At 72.7% G+C, this 22,698-nt stretch carries 16 protein-coding genes; 8 read left to right on the top strand and 8 right to left on the bottom strand.

Annotation, left to right across the window (positions count from 1 at the left end; translation table 11 throughout):
* Positions 1-32: 32 nt before the first annotated feature.
* From AC07DW_RS20595 to AC07DW_RS20585, 3 genes are read right to left on the bottom strand one after another with little or no spacing between them, the layout of a single operon-like run.
* Positions 33-791 (bottom strand): amidohydrolase family protein, encoded by a 759-nt coding sequence (locus AC07DW_RS20595; RefSeq protein WP_478859096.1) that lies wholly within the window; start codon positions 789-791, stop codon positions 33-35.
* The gene (locus tag AC07DW_RS20590) at positions 791-1,549 is read right to left on the bottom strand and encodes a hypothetical protein (RefSeq protein WP_478859095.1); all 759 of its coding nucleotides are present in this window, start codon (positions 1,547-1,549) and stop codon (positions 791-793) included. The genes AC07DW_RS20595 and AC07DW_RS20590 overlap by 1 nt, the downstream gene beginning before the upstream one ends.
* Entirely contained in the window at positions 1,546-2,670 is a 1,125-nt protein-coding gene (locus tag AC07DW_RS20585; protein ID WP_478859094.1) for a DegT/DnrJ/EryC1/StrS family aminotransferase, read from the bottom strand. The genes AC07DW_RS20590 and AC07DW_RS20585 overlap by 4 nt, the downstream gene beginning before the upstream one ends.
* Positions 2,671-2,802: 132 nt before the next feature.
* Between AC07DW_RS20585 and AC07DW_RS20580 the strand changes: the two genes are divergently transcribed.
* From AC07DW_RS20580 to AC07DW_RS20570, 3 genes are all read left to right on the top strand, one after another.
* A complete protein-coding gene (locus AC07DW_RS20580; RefSeq protein ID WP_478859093.1) occupies positions 2,803-4,095 on the top strand; it encodes a hypothetical protein in 1,293 nt (430 codons plus the stop codon).
* A gap of 94 nt (positions 4,096-4,189) precedes the next feature.
* Positions 4,190-5,284 carry a mandelate racemase/muconate lactonizing enzyme family protein gene (locus AC07DW_RS20575; protein ID WP_478859092.1) on the top strand — a complete coding sequence of 365 codons (1,095 nt, stop codon included), beginning with the start codon at positions 4,190-4,192 and terminating at the stop codon, positions 5,282-5,284.
* Between the two features lie 114 nt (positions 5,285-5,398).
* Positions 5,399-6,739 (top strand): heparan-alpha-glucosaminide N-acetyltransferase domain-containing protein, encoded by a 1,341-nt coding sequence (locus tag AC07DW_RS20570; protein ID WP_478859091.1) that lies wholly within the window; start codon positions 5,399-5,401, stop codon positions 6,737-6,739.
* A gap of 78 nt (positions 6,740-6,817) precedes the next feature.
* Here AC07DW_RS20570 and AC07DW_RS20565 read toward each other — a convergent pair whose 3' ends face one another.
* From AC07DW_RS20565 to AC07DW_RS20555, 3 genes are all read right to left on the bottom strand, one after another.
* Positions 6,818-8,494, bottom strand: coding sequence for a cellulase family glycosylhydrolase (locus AC07DW_RS20565; protein ID WP_478859090.1), 1,677 nt, complete (start codon positions 8,492-8,494; stop codon positions 6,818-6,820).
* 380 nt (positions 8,495-8,874) lie between these two features.
* Positions 8,875-9,162: an STAS domain-containing protein gene (locus AC07DW_RS20560; RefSeq protein ID WP_478859089.1), complete on the bottom strand. Its 288-nt coding sequence runs from the start codon at positions 9,160-9,162 to the stop codon at positions 8,875-8,877.
* Positions 9,162-13,328 (bottom strand): SpoIIE family protein phosphatase, encoded by a 4,167-nt coding sequence (locus AC07DW_RS20555; protein ID WP_478859088.1) that lies wholly within the window; start codon positions 13,326-13,328, stop codon positions 9,162-9,164. The genes AC07DW_RS20560 and AC07DW_RS20555 overlap by 1 nt, the downstream gene beginning before the upstream one ends.
* Positions 13,329-14,004: 676 nt before the next feature.
* Between AC07DW_RS20555 and AC07DW_RS20550 the strand changes: the two genes are divergently transcribed.
* The 4 genes from AC07DW_RS20550 (at position 14,005) to AC07DW_RS20535 (ending at position 17,906) form a co-directional block, all read left to right on the top strand.
* On the top strand, positions 14,005-14,361 hold the full coding sequence (locus tag AC07DW_RS20550; protein ID WP_478859087.1) for an STAS domain-containing protein: 357 nt from the start codon (positions 14,005-14,007) through the stop codon (positions 14,359-14,361).
* Between the two features lie 147 nt (positions 14,362-14,508).
* Positions 14,509-16,947 (top strand): ATP-binding SpoIIE family protein phosphatase, encoded by a 2,439-nt coding sequence (locus tag AC07DW_RS20545; RefSeq protein WP_478859086.1) that lies wholly within the window; start codon positions 14,509-14,511, stop codon positions 16,945-16,947.
* Positions 16,948-17,029: 82 nt separating this feature from the next.
* Positions 17,030-17,452 carry an STAS domain-containing protein gene (locus tag AC07DW_RS20540; protein WP_478859085.1) on the top strand — a complete coding sequence of 141 codons (423 nt, stop codon included), beginning with the start codon at positions 17,030-17,032 and terminating at the stop codon, positions 17,450-17,452.
* Between the two features lie 331 nt (positions 17,453-17,783).
* The gene (locus AC07DW_RS20535) at positions 17,784-17,906 is read left to right on the top strand and encodes a hypothetical protein (protein WP_478859084.1); all 123 of its coding nucleotides are present in this window, start codon (positions 17,784-17,786) and stop codon (positions 17,904-17,906) included.
* 7 nt (positions 17,907-17,913) lie between these two features.
* Here AC07DW_RS20535 and AC07DW_RS20530 read toward each other — a convergent pair whose 3' ends face one another.
* On the bottom strand, positions 17,914-20,136 hold the full coding sequence (locus tag AC07DW_RS20530) for a GAF domain-containing SpoIIE family protein phosphatase (protein WP_478859083.1): 2,223 nt from the start codon (positions 20,134-20,136) through the stop codon (positions 17,914-17,916).
* A gap of 1,057 nt (positions 20,137-21,193) precedes the next feature.
* Here AC07DW_RS20530 and AC07DW_RS20525 point away from each other — a divergent pair.
* On the top strand, positions 21,194-22,432 hold the full coding sequence (locus tag AC07DW_RS20525; RefSeq protein ID WP_478859082.1) for a PP2C family protein-serine/threonine phosphatase: 1,239 nt from the start codon (positions 21,194-21,196) through the stop codon (positions 22,430-22,432).
* A gap of 79 nt (positions 22,433-22,511) precedes the next feature.
* On the opposite strand, the gene AC07DW_RS20520 is transcribed toward AC07DW_RS20525, so the two are convergent.
* A complete protein-coding gene (locus tag AC07DW_RS20520; RefSeq protein WP_478859081.1) occupies positions 22,512-22,679 on the bottom strand; it encodes a hypothetical protein in 168 nt (55 codons plus the stop codon).
* Between the last annotated feature and the right edge of the window lie 19 nt (positions 22,680-22,698).

Below are 22,698 nucleotides of genomic sequence, written 5' to 3'. Positions count from 1 at the left end.
GTCCCTCTCCTGTTCCGGTGGTTCGGATCGCCTCACACGACCGGTGGCAGTGCCGTGCCGACCTTCAGGCCGAACAGCTCCGCCGCGTTGCGCCACAGCACTCGCTCCAGCTCTTCCTCCGTGAACCGCGCGTCCCGGATCACGCCCAGGGACACGCAGGGGTCGATCAGTGTCGCGTCGGTGCCGAAGAGCATCCGCTCGACCGGGACGCCGGCCTCGCGGGCGTACGCGATCCGTCCCGCGTCGGTGGCCGTACGGCAGTGCTCCAGGTAGAGGCGGTCGCAGGCGGCCGCGGCGTGCGCCGCCTCGCGCCAGGCGTCACCGCCCGCGTGGCCCATGATCACGCGCAGTCCGGGCCGGGCGTCCACGAGCTCCGGCAGGAGGGTGACCTCCCGCCCCCAGGTGTGCAGCAGGAGGGGTACGCCGGCTTCGGCGACCGCGTCGAACGCCTCGGCCATCTCGCGGGTGCCCGGCATCCGCCCCGGGTAGTGGGTGTGGATCTTGGCGCCGACGAACCGGCCGGTGTCCAGGCAGCGCCGGAGGTCGGCGGCGCTCTCCTCGACGCGGTTCGGGTTGACGACGGCGTACCCGTGCAGCCGGGGCCGGGTGTCCAGGGCTCTCCGGAGCGCCGCGTTCCCGGCGACCGCGTCGTACACCACGGCCTCTGACGCCGAGACGATCTGGAGGTCGATGCCGTAGCGGTCCATCTGGGCGAGGTTGGTGTCCGCGTCGCCGGTCGTCAGGTGGAACTGCCAGCGGCCCACGTGCGCGTGCACATCGATGATCGGCATCAGGCGAGCAGCTCCTCGACGTTCTTGGTGGCGATGGCGGCGCGGTCGTCGGGCGAGATGTCGGCGTACCGCAGTTTCAGCGTCTGCGGCGAGATGTCCATGAACGGGGTGCGGGAGCCGAAGACCAGGTGGCGCGGACCGACGGTGTCGACGACCCGTTCGATGGAGTCGGGGCCGGACAGCATGCGGGTGGTGGCCCGGAAACCGGGCTCGTCGCGGGCCATGAGGAGGAAGTCGGCGAGCAGGTAGGCGTGCAGGTCGAGGAAGATCACGTCGGCGCCGCGGTCCATGAGGGGCGGTCCGAAGCGGCGCGGGTCGCCGTCGTGGAGGAGCACCATGCCGCGGTCGATCGCCAGCCGGGCCACGTGCCGGTAACCGGGGAAGCCGGGCTCGGCCGCCTGTTCGAGGGTGAACAGCCGCAGGAAGCGGACGCCCGCGGCGGTCAGTTCGTCCAGCCGGTCCTCGGCGGTCACCGCGTCACGCACGTCCACGGTGCCGACGGGCAGGAGTTCGGGGCAGCCGGCGAGGTCGCGCAGCGTCTCGGCGTTGCCGGCCGCGTCGTCGTAGAGCGGGCCGCGCGTGGACAGCGCCAGGGCGCCCGCGACGGGGGACGAGCGCAGATGGGCCCGCACCTCGTCGAGGCCGGTGTCCCGGTGGTGGCGGGGCCACGGCCCGTACAGGACGTCGACGTCCCAGCCGACGTGCTCCTCCGGGGCGGGCCTGAGCCACTCGTACGTCCCGTGCGGCGACACGCTCATGATGCGGCGACCTTCCCCAGCGCCTGCGCGATCCGTTCGACGTCGTCCTCGCGGTAGGCCTCGTTCCACGGCAGAACCAGCAACGTACGGTCGATGAGCCGCTCGGCGCGAGGACACAGGCCCGGTGGGTACCCGGACAGTGCCGGATTGGCGTACAGCGGCCGCTCCAGGTAGCCGGGCAGGGCGGGGACGCCGAGCTCCCCCAGTGCCGCGGCCCAGCGGGCGTTGTCGTCGACGAGCAGCGGGACGACCCACCAGGCGTGTCCGGGGTACGGCCGGGCCACCGTCACCCCGGGCAGGGCGGCGACGGCCGCGGCGAGGGCCCGGGCGCTCGCGCGGCGGCGGGCGACGACACCGGCGACGCGCGTGAGCTGGACGCGGGCGACCGCCGCGACCAGCTCGGTCATGCGGTAGTTCAGGCCCATGGTGCGGTGGATGCGGCCCTCGGCGCGGTCCCAGCCCTTGTCCATGAACAGCCGCATCCGGGTGGCGAGCGCGGGGTCGTCGGTGATGCTCAGACCGCCGTCGCCGGCCGTGATGTGCTTGTACTGCTGGAGGCTGAAGCAGGCGATGTCGCCGGTGGTGCCGAGCAGCCGCCCCTCGCCGTCCTCGCCGAGCCACGCCTGCGCGCAGTCCTCGATGAGCAGCAGCCCGTGCCGGTCGCAGATCTCCCGCAGCCGTACGGTGTCGGCGGCACCGCCGAAGAGGTGGACGGCGATGACGGCCTTGGTGCGCGGGGTGATCGCCGCCTCGACGGCGTCCGGGTCGAGGTTCCCGTCGTCCTCCCGTACGTCGGCGAAGACGACCCGCCCGCCCTGGGCGAGGATCGGGGCGACGGTGCCGAAGTCGGAGATCGGCGTGGTGACGACCTCGTCGCCGGGGCCCACTCCGGCGGCGGCGACGGCGAGGTGCAGGGCGGCGGTGCCCGAGCTGGAGGAGACGGCCCCGGCGCGCCCGTACAGCCGGGCCATCTCGCTTTCCAGCTCCCGGGCCTCCCGGCCGAACGCCCCGCACAGGACGGCCGAGTCGAGGACCCGGAGCACCGCTGCGCGTTCCTCCTCGCCGAACGTCCTTCCCCGGGGATCCAGAACTGTGGGCAGCGGCATTTCCCGTTGCGGCATCGGGGGATTATCCTCTCGGCAGCACGCGATTATGGCCTGGGCCGAAAGTAGAACCCCCGTCGACGGCCGTCAATCAGGCGTCACCGAGCAAGTCGCACCCGCGAGTCCACCCGGCAGAACGGAGACCGGACCATGCCGCTCACGGTCGGCGTGATAGGTCCCGAGGACCTGGTCCACAAGGTGGTCGCGGTCGCCGGCCGCGCCGGATCCGCCCGGCTGCTGCCGCTGCCGTACCGTCACGAGGTCGAGACGACCCAAGTGGTGGCGGGCGCGGGATCCCGGGCGGACGCACTGTTGTTCACCGGCGTCGTGCCGCACGCGCTGGCTGACGCGGCGGGCGCGCTGGACCGGCCGGCGATGTACGTGCCGTACAACGGCGCCACGCTGCTGCGGGCGCTGGTCGAACTGCTGCGGCTCGGGCACGACGTGTCGCGGGTGTCGATCGACACGCTGCGCCGCGAGGAGGTGCTGGAGACGATGGCGGAGGCCAAGCTCCCCACGGACCGGGTGCGGGTGCTGCCCTACCGGCCGGGGCTGACGTCCGGGGACATCGTCGACTTCCACCTGGACGCCAGGGACACGAAGAAGACCAGGGTGGCCATCACCTGTCTCGGCTCGGCGTTCCACGTGCTGGAGCAGCACACGCACGCGGTACGCCTCGCCCCGTCCCGGCACTCCATACTGGCCACCCTCCAGGCGCTGGTCCTCGACACGGCCGGGCGGCACAGCGGTGACGCCCAGGTGGCGCTGGGCATCGTCGACCTGCCGCCGGGCACGGGGGTGGACGCGCGGCTGCCGGAGGACATACGGGTGCTCGGCGGCAGCCTGGCCGAGCTGCCGGACGGGCGGCGGCTGGTGGTGACGACCCGTGGGGTGCTGGAGACGGCGACGGAACGGTTCACCCGCATCCCGTTCCTCGACGCCCTGGCCTCCCGGCACGGCTCCGCGCACGTGGGCTTCGGCCTGGGGCGTACGGCGGCGGAGGCGGAGGCGCTGGCCCGGCGGGCCGCCGGCCGGGCGCGTTCGGTCGGCCCCGCGGCCGGGGTGGTGTCGCTGGTGGACGACGTGGACATCGTCATCGCGCCGGACTCCCCCGCTGGGGCGGACGCAGGGGCCGAGACCGCCGGGCCGCGGACGCCGTCGTCGCCTGAGCCGTCGCCTTCGCCTTCGCCGGACAACCCCGCGCTGCTGGCCCGCCGGGTCGGTCTGCACCCGAACACCCTGGACCGGCTGCGGGAACTGGCCGCCGCCGACGGGGACACGGGCATCACCGCCCACCGTGTCGCCGAGCACCTGTCCGTCCAGCAGCGCACCGCCCGCCGCATCCTCAAGCGCCTGGAGCGGGCGGGCGTCGCCGTACCGACCGGAAGCCGTCAGGAGGGGCGGACCGGCCGCCCCCCGATCGTCTACCGGGTCCACCTCTAGCCCTGGCCCCACCGCTTGCGGCCCGGGCCCCACATCCCGACATCGCAGCCGCCGCGGTGGGAGCGCCGTACGGCGGAGACCAAGGAGCTCGCGCGTGAGAATCGCCTCGTTCCACACCCGTGTCGTCCGGGCCCGCTACCGCCGCCCGTTCGTCATCAGCAGCGGCACCAGCCCCGACCTCGTCAGCCTCGTCGTGGAGGTGCGGACGGCCGACGGGGCGTCGGGTTTCGGCGAGGCGTCGCCGATGACCGCGTACACCGGCGAGACCCTCGCGGGGCTCGCCGCGGCGGTGACCGAGCATGTCGCGCCGGCACTCGTCGGGCGCGACCCGCGCGACCTGGCGGGCGCCCATGCCGCGATGGACACCGCCATCCGGGGCCAGCACCTGGCCAAGGCGGCGCTCGACCTGGCGCTGCACGACCTCGCGGCGCGGGACGCCGGGTGGCCGGCCCACCTGCTGCTGGGCGGCGGGCGGGTGACCGCCGAGGTGCCGACGACCTGGGTGGTGGGGCTGGGCACCCTCGACGAGATGGCGGAGGAGGCGGCCCGGTACGCGGCGGCCGGTTTCCGGCACATCAAGCTCAAGGGCGGGGAGGACCCGGCGCTCGACGTGGAGCTGGTGGCCGCCGTCCGCAAGGCGGTGCCCGAGTCGGTGGAGCTGTCGCTCGACGCCAACGAGGGGTACGCCCCGAGCGAGGCGGCCCGCGCGGTGGGCCGGCTGGCGGACGCCGGGCTGGACCTGGTGGAGCAGCCACTGCCCCGCTGGGACCTGGAGGGCATGGCGGCACTGCGGGCGCGGGGCGGGGTGCGGGTGATGGCGGACGAGTCGGTGCAGTCGGCGCACGACGCGCTGGAGGTGGTGCGCCGGGGCGCGGCCGACGTGTTGAACATCAAGATCCTGAAGGTGGGCGGGCTGTACCGGGCGCGCCAGATCGCGGCGCTGGCCCAGACGGCGGGGCTCGCGGTGAAGATCGGCACCATGCCGGAGCTGGGCGTGGCGACACTGGCCGCCGCGCACCTGTCGGCGGCGCTGCCGCACGCCACGGTCCCGGCGGACCTGGTGGGCCCGCTGCTGGTGGAGGAGGAGCCCCTGGCACCGGCGGCGTTCGCCGGGACGCCGGGCACGGGGCTGGTGGAGCTGCCGCTCGCGCCGGGGCTGGGGCACGGGCTGGAGGGCACGGCCGGCTGAGGGCCCTCGCGCGTCCGGCCGTGCACCCCGGCCGAGGGCGGCCCCGCCCATGCGTATACAAATGAACCGACAAGGGGACGAAGAACGCGGGGGCGGATCAGCACGGTGACGCACATGTCCACGGCGGCGTCGGCGACGCACACATCCACGACCGGCGAGCCGCCGACCACGGCCGACCCGGCATCGGCAACGACTCCGGCACCGGCCGCGGCTGACGCGGTGCCGGCCACGACCGGGGCGTCGCCGTCCGAGGGGAGCGCGCCGCCGGGGCGGCGGCTGGTGAGCGTGGACGTGGCGCGTGCCGTCGCCGTGTTCGCCATGTTCGCCGCACACATCGGCCCGCCCGCCGAGCCGGAGGGGGCGGGCCACCTCCTGGTGGCGTTCGACGGGCGCGCGCCCGCCATCTTCACGCTGATCGCGGGGCTTTCGCTGACGCTCTCGCGTGGCGGCACCCGGCCGCGCCCGCAGCCGGCCGGGGCGTGGCGCGGGACGCTCGTCAAGTGCGCGGTGCTCGCGGCGCTCGGGCTGGCGCTGACGGAGCTGCGGTCGGGGATCGCCGTGATCCTCACGTTCTTCGCGCTGTACTTCCTGGCCGCCGAACCCCTCGCGAGGCTCGGCACCCGCGCGCTCACGGCGGTCGCGGCGGTATCGGTGGTCGCCGGACCCGTCCTGTCGTACGTCCTGGGACCGCACTTCGGCTACCGCGTCATCGGCCGGGGGCGCTACCCGGGCTTCGAGGCCGTGACGAGCTGGTCCGGGTTCACCGACGCGCTGGACACGCTGCTGCTGTCGGGGGCGTACCCGTGGCTGACCTACTTCCCGTACGTCGTCGTCGGCATGGCCCTGGGGCGGCTCGCGGACCTGCGCCGACCCGGTGCGGGGCGCCGGCTCCTCGGCTGGGGGGCGCTGCTCGCACTCGCCGGGCACGGCCTGTCGGCCCTGGCCCTCGGGCCGGGCGGCGGGCGCGAGGCGCTGCTGCGGGCGGTCGCGCAGAGCCACGCGTACGCCGTGAACGCCCCCGACCCGGTGCAGGCCGTCCTGAACCGGCAGGCGGGGGCGATCCCCAGCACGTCGTGGGCGTGGCTGCTGGTCGACGGGCCGTACAGTCAGACCCCGTTCGAGACGGTCGCCAACATCGGCGCGAGCCTGCTGCTGCTGGGCCTGGCGGTCGCGGTGTGCCGAGGCGGCGCCATGGAGGCCCTGCTGCGCCCGCTGGCGGTCGTCGGCACGATGGGCCTGTCGGTGTACGCGGTCCACGTCGTCGCGCGCGCCGAGCTCCACCCGCACCACGGCTGGCCCGCGCTGGGCGCCTTCTGCGGGGTGTCCCTGGTGGCGTGCGCCGTCTGGGCGTTCGCCTTCCGCGCGACGCCGTTGAGGCGCGGGCCGCTGGAGTGGGCGCTGCACGTGCTCATGCCGAGGGCGTCCGGGCGGACACCGGGCGGTCGTCGTCCGTGACGGCCCGGCGGGCGCGCCGTTGTCCGGGCAGGTGACCGGCGGGGATCGGTCCCCGCCGGTCGGTTGTCGAACGCCCGGTCAACCGGTCGCGCAGGCCGTGCCGTTGAGCGTGAACTCCGTCGGGGCGGGGTTGGCGGAGAGCTTGGTGCCGGTGAAGCCGACCGTGACCGTTCCGTTGACGGGGATCGTCGAGGTGTAGGACGCGGCGGCGACCGTCACGGCGGAGCCGTTCTGGGTCGGGGTGCCGCCCCACATGGTGGTGACGGTCTGACCGGCCGGGAAGGCGAAGCCGAGGGTCCAGCCGCTGATGGCGGAGGTGCCGGTGTTGCGGAGGGTGATCTCGCCCTGGAAGCCGCCGGGCCACTCGCCGGCGACGCGGTAGCGGACGGAGCAGCCGGCGCCCGGGGTGCCGGTGCCCTTCCCGGTGGTGACGGTGACGGTGGCCGACCGGGGGGAGCGGTTGCCGGCCGCGTCCTTGGCGTACACCGCGAAGGTGTAGGTCGTGTCCGCGGCCAGCGACGTGACGGTGACCGTGGTGGTCGTGGCGGAGGCGGCCGCGGTCTCGGCGGCGCCGTTGACGCGGACCACCTCGTAGCCGGTGACGCCGACGTCGTCCGTGGCGGCCGGCCAGGTCAGGGTGACCGAGGAGGCGGAGACGCCCGAGGCGGTCGGGGCACCCGGTGCGGTGGGGGCCCGGGTGTCGGGGGCGGTGCCGCCGAAGACGGTGGCCTCGCGGGAGGTCTGGGCGATGCCGTTGGCGCCGTGGAAGATGCGCCGGCCCCAGGAGCTGAGCCGTGCGGGGTCGAACCCGATCGCCAGGTCGAGGACGGGGTCGGTGTTGCCGCTCCAGGACCAGGCCAGGTAGCCGAGGTCGAACTGCTCGGCGGCGGCCATCATGGTGTCCTCGTCCGGGTCGCCCCACTGGTCGGCCGGACCGCCGAACTCGCCGATGACGACGGGCAGCCCGGCGGCGCGGAAGGCGCCGAGGTAGTCCGTGATCTCCTGGGCGGTGTCGAAGACGCTGTACATGTGGATCGAGAAGATCAGGTTGCCGGTGACGTCGGCCTCGTACACCGTCCGGGCGTTGGCCCGCATGACGCCCTGCCAGTCCTGGCCCCAGTTGGGCGCGTCCACCATGATCGTGTGCTGGAACCCGGCCCCGCGCAGCTTCTTGACGGCGGCGATGGTGGGAGCGGTCCAGCCGGCGGGGTCGGTGTTGCCCCAGGGCTCGTTGCCGATGTTGATGACGACGTAGTCCTCTTCGCCGGCCAGCACGTCCTTGAGGCTGATCCAGTAGTCGGCGGCGTGATCGAGCGTCCCGGCGGCGGCCTCCTCGCCGTACCCGGTCGTGTCGTGCACCTCCAGCACGCAGATCAGGCGGTTGGCCTTGCAGTTGTCGATGACGGCGGCCACGTCCGCGGCGCTGTTCCGGCTCCAGCGGTACCCGTCGGACAGGACGACCCGCACGCTGTTGGCCCCGAGCGCCTTCATGTCGGCCAGCGACTGCGTCTGGCCCGGGTACCAGGTGTGCGCGTGGTTGACCCCGCGCATCACGAAGTCGTTGCCGTTGCCCTCGAGGAGGCGGCCGTTGCTGACGTGCAGCCCGGCCGCGGCGGCACCGGTGGCCCGCGCTTCGGCACCGTGGGCGGGCGCCGGGGCGAGGCCGAACAGCCCGAGAAGTGTGGCGAGGACGGCGGCGGCTGCGACCAGGGCGGCTGCCGGGTTGTTCCATGTCGTGCTTCGTGCTGTTCTCACTGCGACTCCAGGGAGTGAGGCAAGGAAGCGGGGCAGGAGCGATGGGAGCGCTCCCATACAGCCACTTGCGCCAGGGGCACGTCAAGAGCCGGGCAGCAAAGCCGCGCGGGAAGACGAACACGGACCGCGACACGCCCACCGCAGGTGACGCTCCCCGCGCCAGGGCTGTTGGGGCCGTACGGCCCGCGACCATGTGGCGCCGTTGTCAGGGTCGCGGGGACGCGTCGCGGTGTCGCCAGGGAGGGGGACGGACCGTCACTGCCTCGTCCGTCTCCCCCGACGCGCCCCGCCCGACGGACCTCCGTCCGGAAAAGCCGGCCGACCGGCGGGTCCGCTCCCCGCGCACCTCGCGGGTGCGGGCAGGGCGGCCGCGGGATCCGCTACAGGCCGTGAACAGTGGTGAGGTCCGTGAGTCCCGAGATCGTCAGGACGGGGGCGAGCAGCGGAGTGGCGACGAGTTCGATGCGGTCGGCGTGGGAGAAGAGCACGTTGAGGCCGGCGCTGTCCAGGTACTCGACGCCGGTGAGATCGAGGACGACCGTGCCCTGCGAGGTGTCCAGGGCCTCGGCAAGGGCGTCGGTGTTGGTCATGTCGATCTCACCGACGGCTGTGATCAGCGCGGTGCCGTCGGGACGCCGGCCCGGGGTCAGGGTGAGCGGGGTGGTCATCACGCGATCCTTGTGTGCATCTGGACGGTGGTACCGGCTGCGCCGGAAGTGACGGTGACGTGCTGCATCATGGCCTTCATCAGGGTCATGCCGCGGCCGCGGTGGGCGTTGGCCTCGGGTTGCGGGGTCTTCCACTGCCCGGTGTCGGCGATGACCAGGCGCAGGTCGTCCACGTACGCCTCGGCCCGCAGCCGGACCGGCTCACCCGGGGTGTGCCGGTGGCCGTGTTCGACGGCGTTGGCGCAGGCTTCGCCGGCTGCGACCAGGATGTTCTGCGCCGTCTGCGGGGGAAGCTGGCACCGTTCGAGCCACGTACGCAGAGCCTGGCGGACCGGTGCCAGCTGTGACGATTCGGCGGGGAAGGTCATCTCCAGGGGGGCCGGGTGCCGGTACAACAGCAGGGCGACGTCGTCGTCGTAGCCGTTCACCGGCTCCAACCGCGTCATGACCTGCGAGGCGAGGTCGTCCACGGCGGCGTCCCTGCCGGCCTGGACGGCTTCGCCCGCCTCGTCGATGCCCGCGCTCAGCGGTCGCCGTCGCCGCTCGACGAGGCCGTCGGTGTACAGCAGCAGGGTGGCGCGGGCCGGAATCGTGCACTCGACCTCGGGGCGCGCCCTGCCGGGCCGCACGGCCAGGGGCAGGGACCGCCCCTCCTCGAGCAGGCGGGTGGTGCCGTCGTGGTGGGCGAGGATGCCCGGCGGGTGTCCGGCGCTGGAGTAGGTCAGCCGGCCGGTCACCGGATCGAGCACGCCGCAGAAGACGGTGGTGCACAGCGCACCGGGCACGCCTGCGGCGAAGCGGTCCAGAGCCATGAGGGTCTGGGCCGGGCTGGCGTCCTGCAACAGCAGGGCCCGGCAGGCACTGCGCAGCTGGCCCATGACGCTGGCCGCTTCCAGTCCCCGGCCGACACAGTCGCCGACGACGATGCCGATCCGTCCGTCGGGAAGGGCCACGGTGTCGTACCAGTCACCGCCCACCTCCAGGGGCTGGGTGGCCGGTTCGTAGCGGACGGCGAAACCGTCGGGCAGGTGTGAGGGGCCGAGGATGGCGCGCTGAAGGGCGATGGCTGTCTCGCGCTGCTGGTCGATCTGATGGACGCGGACCAGGCCCTGAGCCAGGTGTCCGGCCAGCAGTGACAGCAGCAGCTGGTCCTCGTCGGTGAACGGTCGGCTGGCGCCGAGATCCACCCACAGCGCCATGGGGCCGTCGGGATGTTCCAGGGTGACGCCCGCGCTGGTGTGGTCGGTGACCGGGGTCAGCGGCGGCCGTTCGCGCAGGGCGATGAGTGCCTCGCGCAGGGCGGCGGGCAACTCCTGCCAGTCGGGGGCGTCGGCCGTGGCGGCGGTCACCACGGGTTCCGAGTGATGGCCGAAGACGACCGCCAGAACCTGTCGGGCGCGCCACAGTTCCTTGAGCGCGATCAGGGCGCCGGTCAACGCCTCGGGCAGGCTGGTGGCTCGGGAGACTCCGAGGCTCAGCGCCGCCAGGGCGCTGTCGCGCTGGATGGCGTAGTGCTCGGCAGTGACGTCCCGGAAAGTGCCGACGACCACGCGGCGGCCGCTGTCCGGGTCCTGGGCGTGGTTGAAGGCGACGTCGATCCACAGCCGGTGCCCATCACGGTGGGTGACGGGGATGGTGTAGCGGCCCTGTCCCTCCTCCATCAGTCCGGCGAACGCGCGGCCGACCTGGGCGTGACCCTCCGGATCACTGTCGGCCTTCGGCCACCAGGGGTGGATCGGCCTGTAGGGCAGGTCCTCGGAGCCGTAGCCGAGGATGTCGGTGAACGCCGCGTTGATCTCGACGACCGCGCCCTCCTCGTCACAGACGAAGAACGCCTCCTGCAGGGAATCGACCAACGCGGTACGCCAGCGGGCCTGGTGGTTTCGCAAACGGGACAGTTCCACGTTGGCCCGCACCCGGGCCAGCAGCTCCGCGGCCACGAACGGCTTGACGAGGTAGTCGTCGGCACCCGCCTGCAGACCCTCGATGGACGACTCCTGCCCGGCCCGGGCGGACAGCAGCAGCACGGGCACGGCCGCGGTACGCGGGTCCGTGCGCAGCTCCCGCACCAGGGACAGCCCGTCCAGGCGCGGCATCATCACGTCGCTCACCACCAGGTCGGGAGCGTCCGCGCGGACGGCCCGCAGGGCTTCGTGCCCGTCGGTGACCGCCTGCACCTGGTACCCGGCACCCTTCAGGATTCGGGTGAGGTACTCGCGCATGTCGGCGTTGTCGTCCGCGATCAGCACCCGCGCCGACACGACGGGTCCCGACGTGTAGCCCGCGTCGCCCGTCGCCGCCACCACGGCCGGCTCCACGCCGGACTTGTCGGTGGGAAGCCAGCGCAGGGCCTCCTCGACGTAGGGCTCGGCGCTGCCCGAGACAGCCGCGGTGGAAGCGTCCGACGCCAGGGCGTCGGCGGGCAGATGTGCCGTACCGAAAGGCAGGCGGACGGTGAAGCGGGTGCCCTCGCCCACCTCGCTCTCGGCGGCGATGGTGCCGCCGTGCAGCCCTACCAGCTCCCTGACCAGAGCGAGACCGATGCCGCTGCCCTCGTTGGATCGCGAGCGGGCTGTCTCGATGCGGTGGAAACGTTCGAAGAGCCTGGGCATCTCCTCGGCGGGCACGCCGATGCCCGTGTCGGCGACCGTGACCACGGCTTGGCCGGCCTCGGTACGCACGGAGACGCGGATGGATCCCTCGAAGGTGAACTTCAGTGCGTTGCTCAGCAGGTTGAGGACGACCTTCTCCCACATGCTCCGGTCGATGTGCACCGGCGCGTCCAGCGGGGCGCAGTCGACCTCGAAGGCGAGTCCCGCCCGGTCCACCGCCGAGCGGAAGACGCTGGCCAGCTCGGCCGTGACCGCCGCCAGGTCGACCGGCTCGTACCTGGCGCGCATCCGTCCGGCTTCGATCCGGGAGAAGTCCAGCAGGCTGTTGACGAGCTTGCCCAGTCTGAGACCGTTGCGGTGAATGGCCTCCAGCTCGTCGCGCACCCTGGGGTCGCCCCCGTCGAAGTGCGTGCGGAGCTCTTCCACCGGCCCCATGATCAGCGTCAGCGGGGTGCGGAACTCGTGACTGATGTTCGAGAAGAAAGTGGTCTTCGCCCGGTCCAGCTCCGCCAGTTCCTCGGCCCGCTGCTGCTGGGCCTGGTAGCTGCGCGCGCTGGAGATGCCGGCTGCGATGTGTCCGGCGACCAGCTCGACGAAACCGCGGTAGCCCGGGTCCAGGCTTCGGTAGCGGTTCAGTCCGGCCACCAGGAACCCGTAAGGGGAACCCCCCTGTTGCAGCAGCGGTACCGCCAGGGCCTCGGCGGGCGGCTCCGGCCACGCCCCCGTGGGCAGAGCGCCGAACCCACCGCCGTCGAGGGGCACGATCGCGGACTCGCCCCGGGCCAGCGCTTCGGCCGGCCACAGCGCGTCCCCGTCGCCGGGTGACAGTACGGAGGGCGCGGCGGGGTGCTCGCCGGGCAGACCGGCGGACGCCGCAAGCCGTGCGGTACCCCCGTCCGGCTGGAACAGGTACGTCGCCGTGAAGGGCAGGTCACGCAGGTTGCGGCCGAGCTGATGCGCGGCGAAGGCCAGCATCTCCTCCTCGGTCCGCACCACGCTGGGATCCGAACCGAGGTCCCGCAGCGTCGCCATGCGCCGCTCGCCGATGACCCGCTCGGTCTCCTCGCTCACCACGCACAGCATCCCGACCACCGCGCCGGAATCGTCCCGCAGCGGGCTGTAGGAGAACGTGTGGTACGTCTCCTCCGGGTAGCCCGAGCGCTCCAGGAACAGCAGCAGCGCCTCGTCCCACGTGGCCTCGCCCGTGGCCAGAACGGTGCCGATGCGCGGGCCGATGTCGTCCCAGATCTCCGCCCACACCTCGCTCGCCGGACGGCCCAGCGCCCAGGGGTACTTCTGCCCCAGGGTGTCCCGGCGGTAGGCGGCGTTGCAGAAGAACGTCAGCTCGGGCCCCCAAGCCATCCACATGGGGAACCGGGACGACAGCAGGATGCTCACCGCTGTCTGCAGACTCTGCGGCCAGCCGTCCGGCGGTCCCAGCGGGGTCGCGGCCCAGTCCACTGCGGCAAGATCGCCGCCGATCTCAGCGTCGGCGGCGAAGACATCGGCCGCCGCGCTCGACGGCCGGTGCTCAGCACCCGCGGAACCTGCCACAGGAAACCCTTTCATCACGCCACCCAACCTCAGCCACCGCGTCGACCGCACCGCGGCGACACCGTCCCCGCGTCCGAGGCGAGGCGGCGTCCGCGCACCGTCGTCGGCACGAGCAGCGCCCCCGCGCGGCATGTCCGTCCGCCGGCGCCGCGACCGATCTGTCCTCGCGGTAAGGATCGCTCCGTAGGATAGACAGACCGGTCGGAGGTGCCAGCACTCGGCATGGTGAAAAAACCACTCACTCAGGAGGGGGCGGGCCATGAGGACGAAAGCGTCGCCACGTCCCCTCACCATGACGTCCGGCGAGGACAGATGTACGGCCACGGTCCGCGAGTACCCCACCGCGCACACCTGGCCCCGCCATGCCCTGGAGAGAATCTCCCGTCGGCGGCCGACCGCCGCTGCACCATCACGCCGCCCGGCGGCGGTGGCCATCCCCCGGCACCGGCCCGGCCGCTGCACGCGACGGCCTCACCGGGCCCGCACACCCGGCGTGCGCCCGCCCGGCCAGGAGCGTCCCGCCGCCGTCTCGCGACCGCGGGCTCCCCGTCGGCGGACCGCTCGCCGCACACCGTGGACGGCCTCCTCAACAGCCTGGGACCGGGAGTCGGCGACCACACCGCACCTTCCTCGCCCTGTCCGCCCGTACCGCCTGCATCACCCCTCAGGAGAACCGGTGACCGAGCCCACCCTGACCGTCGAACACCAGCCCCGCGAGTCCGGCACCGTCGTGCTGACGGTGACCGGCGAACTCGACCATCACACCGCTCCCCAGCTCACCCAGGCGCTGGAGGATGTCTCCCTCTCCGCCGGCACCGCCCTGGTGATCGACCTCTCCGGCGTCACCTATTGCGACTCCACCGGCATCACCGTGCTCGTCACCGCCTACCACCGCACCGAGGCGGCCGGCTGTTCCTTCAGCCTGGCCGGGCTCAACCACAACCTCACCCGGGTCTTCCAGGTGGTCGGCCTTGACCAGGTGCTCACCCTGCACGCCACCATCGACGACGCTTTCACCGTGCAGCGTCCCTGACCACGGCTCACGCCGGATCCGGGCGGAGCGGCCGGGTCCCGGGACGGCGGCATCGCATCGGGGCACAGCTCGAGCGGGCCAAGGTCTAATCTGTGAGGGCCGTGTTCCTGCTGTTCGTCCATGGCCCCACCAATTTCGGTTATCGAGGTGCGACGCGAAGTGCACGACGCCCGGTTCGACCTGTCGGCTTTCGGCCTCAGCGAGACCGCCCGATGCGGCGCCCGCGTGCGGAAAGCCGTCACCGGTGCGCCGTCACCGGAGGCGGCGGCACAAGTGGTCGCCGACTTCTTCTACGACAGCCTGGTCGACGAGCGTGACGGCCGCGCCTGTCCTGCGGTGGGCGTTTTTCTCACCGGGCCGGGGGACGCGGACCCGGCGGTCACGGAGCCTTCCGCCGAGAACGGGTGGCGTCCGACCCCGGTGGGGTACCGCGGCCCGTCCATGCGGTGGCCCGGCGCGGACGGCTCGGCCCCGCTGTACGTGCCCGCGTCGTCCGGGGCCGCCCACGAGGCACCGTTGGTGCGTCGGCTGCTCGAACACCTGGGGGTCGCGACCGAGGACGTGGACGGCGCCGCCCGGTCTGAAAGCGACATCGAGGTCGTGCACGTGTCCGACGAGCACGCGCACAGGCTGGAAGAGCTCCTCCCGGGGCAGGGCGTCCGTTCCGCCTTGGCGTTCGGCGGGCCCCTGTCGCCTGGTGAGCAGTTCGCGGTCGTGCTGTTCTCCCGCGTTCCGCTGCCCGCCGGGGCCGCCACGCTCTTCCGTACCGTCACCGGCAGCACGCGCCTGGCACTGCTGTCCGCCGGCCGGCCGTCCCCCACAGTGGAGGCGCGAGCGACGCGCGCCCTCCTGGAGGGCGTGGAGAACCTGGCGGCACAGCGGGCCGCCCAGCTGCAGACAGTGGTGACCGAGCTGCGCTCCGCCACGACGGAGCTGCGCCGGTCCCAGCGGGAACTGGAGCAGCGGGAGCGGGAACTGCGCGAGGAAGCGGCGATCGTCGAGCTGCTGCAGGAGGTGGGCAGTGTGCTGGCGGCGGAACTGGACCTCGACGCGCTGGTCCAGCACGCGGCCGACGCCGCCACCCGTCTGTCCGGCGCGGCGTTCGGCGCCTTCTTCTACAACGTGCTGGGCGAGACCGGGGAGTCGTACCTGCTCTATGTGATCTCCGGTGTCGACCGGTCGGCCTTCGACAAGTTCCCCATGCCGCGCAACACCCGGGTCTTCGAGCAGACCTTCCGGGGTCTCGGCGTGGTCCGGTCCGACGACATCACCGCGGACCCGCGGTACGGGCACAACGCACCGCACCAGGGCATGCCGGAAGGGCACCTGCCGGTCCGCAGCTATCTGGCCGTTCCGGTGATGTCCCGGGGGACCGTGCTCGGCGGGTTCTTCTTCGGCCACCCCGAGCGGGGGGTCTTCACCGAACGGCACGAGCGCCTGGTCACCGGCGTCGCCGCGCAGACCGCCGTGGCCCTGCAGAACGCCCAGTCCTACCGCCGGGAGCGGGAAGCGGCCATGGAGCTGCAGCGTCACCTGCTGCCGGCTCTGCCGCGCCTGGAAGGGATCGCCAGCACGTCGCGGTACCTGCCCGCCGCACGGAACCGCGGCGCCGGCGGGGACTGGGTGGATCTCATACCGCTCCCGGAGGGCCAGGTCGCCCTCGTCGTCGGGGACGTGATGGGCAAAGGCGTCAAGGCGGCGGCCGTCATGGGTCAGATCCGCACCGCCTGCCGCGCCTACGCACAGCTCGGGCTCGCACCCGCCGAGGTACTGGAACAGCTGAGCGTCCTCGTGGACGACATCGCCCCCGGTTCCATCGCCACCTGCGTCTACGCGGTGCTCGACACGCCCCGGGACCGGCTGCGCGCCGCCGTGGCCGGGCACTTGCCTCCGGCCCAGCGGGATCCGGGAGGCAGTGTGAGGTTCCTGGACGAGCAGGTGGGACCGCCGTTGGGGGTGGGCAGGCGCCGTTATTCGGAACAGGAAGTCCCTCTGCCGCCCGGCTCGCGGCTGCTGCTGTACACCGACGGCCTGGTCGAAAGCCGCAGTCGCCCCATCGACGAGGGGCTGCGTCGGTTGCGCGAGCTGCTGGCCGGGCCAGTGGGCGAGATCGAGGCGGACTGCGACTCGTGGCTGGACGCCCTGGCCGGTGAGCAGCAGGACGACGACATCGCCCTGCTGTACCTGCACCGGCCCGAGGACGCGTCGCACCAAGTGGTCGCGGTCGCTCGTGACTACCCCCCGGTCTCCGGCGCGGTCCCCGACGCCCGCGACCTGGTGTCCCAGACCATGTGCGAGTGGGGCCTGCGGCATCTGGCGAACGACATGATGCTGATCGCGGACGAGATGGTCGCCAACGCCGTCCGTCATGCCAGAACACCGCTGCGTGTGGAGCTGCGGCGCGCTGGTGAACGCATCGTCCTGGAGGTCACGGACAGCAGTCCCGAGGAGCCTCGTCTGATCGTTTCCCCACCCGGGGAGTTCGGGCACAGGGGCATCTTCCTGGTCGACGCCATCGCGAAACGATGGGGCACCCGCTGGATCGACGGAGGGAAAGTGGTGTGGGCGGAGGTCAACGCCTCGTGACGACTTACCCCGGTCAGCTCCTCGACCGGCACCAGGACCACCAGCCGACTCGTTCGCCCCGGATGCAGGAGAGCCGCCCCAGATGATCCCCTCACCCGACTCCGAGGCGCGGGAGCCCGCCGGCAGCTCACCCCCGCTTGACCCCGGCACCCTGCTCCCCACCGGGCCGACCCTGACCCTCGCATCGCATCGCGGCCCCCGGCACACGGTCGTCACCGTGGACGGCCCCATCGACTTCCACACCGCGCCCCAGTTGCTGGGGCATCTCACCACTGCGGAGGTGCAGAACGTCCCGCTGCTGGTCCTGGACCTGACTCATGTGGATTTCTGCGACTCCAGCGCTCTCGGAGCGTTCGTCGACATCCACCGCCGCCGGACGGACGCCGGGCACCGGTTCGCGTTGACCGGCGTCCAACCCGAGGTCGGACGCATCCTTGAACTCACCCGTCTCACGTCCGTCCTGACGCTCCACGCGACGGTCCAGGACGTGCTCTCCGAAAACTGACGCCTCTCGCCTTCGGGCCACCGCCCACCGCGGAGGAACAGGGGCGGTCCGGACGGCGGTGGCCCGGGGCACCTCCACCACACGACCCGTCCGCCGAGTCCGCGGCTTCATGCCCGGCCTGTCGTCGACGCCACGTACACGTACCGGCGGCACGGCACCGAGCCGAGGGTGTCCGCACGCACCGGCGCGACGGAACAAGTTCGCACACCGCCCCGCAACGGGCCGGCCTCGTGCGGTGGGGAGCTGAGCCCGCCCCCGGTCGGCCGAGCGTGCCCGGTCGGTGGCGGCGGGCCGCACGCCTTGGACCCGCACCGCTTCGCCCTGACGGAAGGTGGCGGCCTCCCCTGACCAGGACGGCCGTACCACCGCGACCCCGGCCCCGACCGCCTTCCCGGGGCTCGTACGGGACGTGGACGGCGCGCCCCTGGCGATCGCCCCACCGGCCGGGTGGTGACGGATGGTCACTCGCGGCAGGGCGCCGGCTCGTCGGCGGTGATGACCAGAGCGGCCTGGTCGTCCTCCACCTCCCGGCCTTCCACGAAGCCGCGGACGTCCTCCGCCACGATTCGGACGATGTCGGTGGCGGTCGGCCGACGCGGGGCGGAGGCCAGCGCTTTGGCCAGTCGGCTGTCACCGTACTGTTCGGTGCCGGCGGTCCGGCACTCGGTGATGCCGTCGGTGTACAGGAGCAGGCTCTCGGCGGGACGCAGAGTGAAGCGGCGCGCGGTGAGTCTGGGCGGGATGCCGATGCCCAGCAGCCCGCCGGACGCTTCGACCGAGTCGACCACGTGATCGGTGTCCAGCAGGAGGGGTGGCGTGTGGCCCGCCCGGACGAGGTCGACGGCCAGTCCGTCGGCGGTCGGCGTGAGGTGGCCGTAGATCAGGGTCACGAAGCCGTTGTTCTGGGTGGCATACCGTTCGTTCAGAGCCTTGTCGACGGCCTTGACGATGTCGACGGGGTCGTCGAGCAGGCAGGCGACCGCACGGGCGGTGTGGCGGACCAGGGCAGTCGTGGTGGCAGCCATGGCTCCGCGCCCGCAGACATCGCCGAGGATGAAGGCCCAGCTGTTTTCACCGCGGGCGAAGACGTCGTAGAAGTCACCGCCGATTTCCAGCCCTTCGCCGGCCGGATGGTAGAAGGCGGCGAGCTGGGCACCGGGGATGTCGGGCAGTTCAGGCAGCAAGAGCCCGGTCTGCAGGTCCCGCGCCAGAGCGGCGCGCTGCGCGTACTGCCGTGCGTTGTGGGCGGCCGAGGCGGCGCGGCGGGCCAGTTCCTCCGCCAGTGCGACCCGGTGACCGTCGAACAGGTGCCCGTCGGTGGACAACAGGGTCAGCGCGCCGAAGGTCCGCCCGCAATCCACGAGGGGCACGCAGACGTAGCCGGTGACGCCCAGATCCCGCCAGGGGCCGGGCCCGGTCGGGGTGCGGCGGGCCACTTCGGTCAAGCCGGACGCCAGGACGCGGGCCACGGCGTCGTCCTCGGCGGCGCGGACCGGTGTGTGGGAGGCGAGCAGGCTGCGCGCCTCCTCGGTCGGCGCGGCGGTCGCCACCCGGTACACACGTCCGGCCTTGACCACATCGACCGCGGCCAAGGGCGCCAGGGCCGGGCTCGACAGGGCGGCGAGGCGCCGCAGTGTCTGTTCCTCGTCCAGCCGATCAGCCAGGGTGGTACTGGCGGCCAGCAGGAAGGCGAGGTCGTCGCGGACCGCCTTCTCCCTCGCGTCAGCCGCCTGCCGGGCCTGCTCGACGTGCTGGCGTTCGATGGCGAGGGCGGCGGTGTCGGCGAACACCCGGGCCAGCGCGAGATCGGTGTCCTGGGGAGCCCGCGGTGTGCGGTGGTACATCGCGAAGGTGCCCAGGAGCCGCCCGTCACGGGCGAGGATCGGCGTCGACCAGCAGGCCGCGAGTCCCGCCTGCGCGGCGAGGTCGCGGAAGTCGTCCCACAGAGGATCGGTGGCGATGTCGTTGACGATCACGTTCCGGCGCCGGTGGGCGGCCGTGCCGCAGGAGCCCACGCCCTCACCGGTGGCGATGCCGTCGATGGCCTGATTGTAGAAGTCGGGCAGGCCGGGAGCCGCGCCGTGGCGCAGCCGGCGGCCGTCCTCGTCGGCCAGCAGGACTGATGCGAGCACCTCCGGCGACAGCTTCTCGATCGTCCCGCACATCCCCTCCAGCACGTCCGGCAGCGGCGCCTGGCGGGCGATCTGCTCCAGCAGTGCGCGTTGCTCGGCGGCCAGTCGCCGGGCGTGCTTGACCTGAGTGGTCTCCACGCCGATCATCCGCACGCCGATGACGTTGCCGCCGGTGTCGCGACGGGCCTCGTAGGTGAAGTCGAAGTACGCCTCGCGGGCGTCCGGGCCGACGCCGATGACGACGCGGGCGTCCCGGCCGACGTGCCGCTCCCCCGACCGGTACACCTGGTCCAGCAGTTCGATGAAGCCCTGGGCGGCCAGCTCAGGCATGAGCTGCACCAGCGGCACGCCGGTACGTTCCCGCCCTCCGCCCCCGATCGCCGTGAAGAAGGCCGGGTTCGCCGCCTCCAGCACGTGAGCGGGCCCCGCCATGGACGCGAACAGCGCGGTCGACGTTCCGAAGAGCAAGGACAGGTCCTCGTCGGTGTCATGCACCGCTGCGGACCGACTGACTTCGCTCGTGGACCGCCGCCGCTCAAGCTCAGCCGTCATGTCGCCCCCTCGTCGACCGTCTGCCCCGGACACCGGGCAGGCCATCATCCCGTGCGGCATTGGTCAATGCCTCACGCCCGTATGCGCAGGATGAGCCGGTCCACGCCTGCTGGAACACCCCGAGCGTCCCCGGCGCGCGAACGCCGGGACCTTCGGGGCAGTCAGCGGGTCGGACAAGGATCAGCGGCGCGCCCGCCCCGACTTCACCACGCAGCCCATCGTCAGGTGCAATCGTACGAGACCGGACCGCGGTGTCCGGATCCGCCACCGGGTCGCAGATCAGGTGCGCACCCTTCTCCCCGGCCACTGACCAGGCAGAGCCGATCGGAACGGCCCGGCCGGCCGGCGATGACGGGGAACCGGTGCGCCCGCGCCGGTGCCTGCCCGGGCCGGCCGAACGGGGTCGTGGCGACACACGGGACCGTCGCGTGCCGGCCCGCGACGACCAGGTAGCCGCACCTCAGCGGCGGGCGGCCTCGCGCAATCCCGCGGGCGCGCCCCTCCCCGATCGGCTCATCCGTGAGGGAGAGGCGCCGGCGTCCGTCCGGACGTCGACCGGTGACGTCTTGCGTCCGATGCCGACGGTTTCCTCGAAGCGGTGTCGCAACGCTTCCGTGCACGTCACGACGCCAACCCGGACGGCCGGATTCCGGGCAGGCCGGCCGGCGGGGACCGAGGGCACCGGTTCGCTTCCGGACCGACGCCGAAAGCGTCAGGCATACCCGAGTCGGCGCCTCCACCTCGAAGGCAGCAGGCCGCTCACGCAGAAGCACCAGACGGTCGGGGGAGCCGCTCGCAGTTCGCCGGCGAACATGCGAATCGTGGTGTGGCAGGCGTCTCGGCCGGGCACCACGGTCACCGGTGAGAGGCTCATCCGTGCAGGCGCCATGTGGTGCAATGACATCTGCCCGGCACCGGTCCGCGCCCGTCGCGCAGCCGGGACGGAGCCCTGAGAGTCAGCCAGTAGCGAGGAGTCGCCGTGACCGTACGTGAACCTGACGGGGACGGTGCGGCCAACCCTCGCGCTTCTGAGAACGGGGGCGGCCGGGGCAGGGCGATGACCTTGGCGGGGGCGCTGGCGGCGGCGGAGAGCGCGGCGCCCGTGGAGTCGCTCGACGTGGTCGCGCGCATGCTCAAGGAGCACCTCGGGGCCGCGTCGGTATCGTTCCTGATCACCGATTTCACCGGCGGATCGGTCGTACGGCTGGGGGCGGCGGGCAGCGTCGATACCGATGAACCCGCGCGGCGCATCAGACTGCGGGGCACCCTGTACGACGACGTCATCCGCACCCAGCGGCCGAGCGTGGAGGACCACGGCAAGGGCGCGCTGGTGCGGATCGTCGCGCCGGTGACCAACCGCGGGGACGCCATCGGGCTCCTGGAGCTGTTCCTCCCCGCGGCGCCGGACGCGGAGATGATGCGGGAGGTCGGCGAGACCGCGCACGCCCTGGCGTACATCGTCATCGCGAACCGGTCCTTCACGGACGTCTACCAGTGGGGCCGCCGCACCAGCCCGCTGAGCCTGGCCGCGGAGATCCAGCACCGGTTGCTCCCGGCGTCGCTGGCGTGTGAGGCGGCGCAGTTCGCGGTGGCCGGGGCGCTGGAGCCGGCCGATCACGTCGGGGGCGACACCTTCGACTACGTGATCGACCGGGACACGGTGCAGCTCTCCGTCACCGATGCCATGGGGCACGACGTCGACGCCGCATTGCTGGCGACTCTCCTGGTGGGTGCCCTGCGCCGGGCGCGGCGGGCCGGTGCCGACCTCGCCGAACAGGCCCGCCAGGCCGACCTGGCCATGCGCGAGCACGGCCGCCAGACCTACGTCACCGGCCAGCTCCTTCGCATCAGCCTGCTCGACGGCAGGACCGAGTTCATCAACGCCGGCCACCCCTGGCCGCTGCGGATGCGCGACGGCCGGGTGCGGGAGGTCAGTCCGGAGATCGATATGCCGTTCGGCTTCCATGCCCCTCATACCTACCGGGTCCAGTCGCTGGACCTGCGGCCGGGCGATCGGCTGGTGATGCTGACCGACGGCATGCTGGAGCGCAATGCCAACAGCCTCGATCTGCAGGACCTGATCGTCCGTACTCGCGCGCTGCATCCGCGTGAGGCCGCCCGCACCCTCATCGCGGCGGTCGTGGACGCCAACCACGGTCACTTGCAGGACGATGCGACCGTCATGTGCCTGGACTGGCACGGCGTCGGCCACTCCCGGCGGGACGCCGACACCGGCGCCGACCTCGCCGATGCCTCCGCCGCATCGCGGACGGGGCGGACCGCTCCGGGGCAATGACTCGATGACCGCTCCACCCCGTTCGGTGTCGACCACCCGGGGCGGGCGAAGCGGGGCGCTCTGCCCCGAAGGGGCCGCGTCACCGGGGCGGGTTCCTCCGGCGGCGGCCCAGGCGCAGGCCGAGGAGGACGAAGTCGGCCACCAGGACCACCACACCGATGACCAACAGGTAGAACAGGCCCTTCGCCACCACTCCGATGATGCCGAGCACGATGGCCACGATGACCAGCAGGAGGAAGAGAGCCATCCGTGTCACCTCGAAGTGG

This window comes from Streptomyces sp. NPDC045701 (assembly GCF_056432045.1).
Note: the sequence above shows the minus strand (reverse complement) of the source record. Positions and strands in the feature narration are given on the sequence as shown.

Bases quoted from the DNA above. Each gene is read 5' to 3' on its own strand.
- AC07DW_RS20595 (WP_478859096.1), bottom strand. From the start codon at position 791: ATGCCGATCATCGATGTGCACGCGCACGTGGGCCGCTGGCAGTTCCAC.
- AC07DW_RS20590 (WP_478859095.1), bottom strand. From the start codon at position 1,549: ATGAGCGTGTCGCCGCACGGGACGTACGAGTGGCTCAGGCCCGCCCCG.
- AC07DW_RS20585 (WP_478859094.1), bottom strand. From the start codon at position 2,670: ATGCCGCAACGGGAAATGCCGCTGCCCACAGTTCTGGATCCCCGGGGA.
- AC07DW_RS20580 (WP_478859093.1), top strand. From the start codon at position 2,803: ATGCCGCTCACGGTCGGCGTGATAGGTCCCGAGGACCTGGTCCACAAG.
- AC07DW_RS20570 (WP_478859091.1), top strand. From the start codon at position 5,399: ATGTCCACGGCGGCGTCGGCGACGCACACATCCACGACCGGCGAGCCG.
- AC07DW_RS20560 (WP_478859089.1), bottom strand. From the start codon at position 9,162: ATGACCACCCCGCTCACCCTGACCCCGGGCCGGCGTCCCGACGGCACC.
- AC07DW_RS20540 (WP_478859085.1), top strand. From the start codon at position 17,030: ATGATCCCCTCACCCGACTCCGAGGCGCGGGAGCCCGCCGGCAGCTCA.
- AC07DW_RS20530 (WP_478859083.1), bottom strand. From the start codon at position 20,136: ATGACGGCTGAGCTTGAGCGGCGGCGGTCCACGAGCGAAGTCAGTCGG.
- AC07DW_RS20525 (WP_478859082.1), top strand. From the start codon at position 21,194: ATGACCTTGGCGGGGGCGCTGGCGGCGGCGGAGAGCGCGGCGCCCGTG.
- AC07DW_RS20520 (WP_478859081.1), bottom strand. From the start codon at position 22,679: ATGGCTCTCTTCCTCCTGCTGGTCATCGTGGCCATCGTGCTCGGCATC.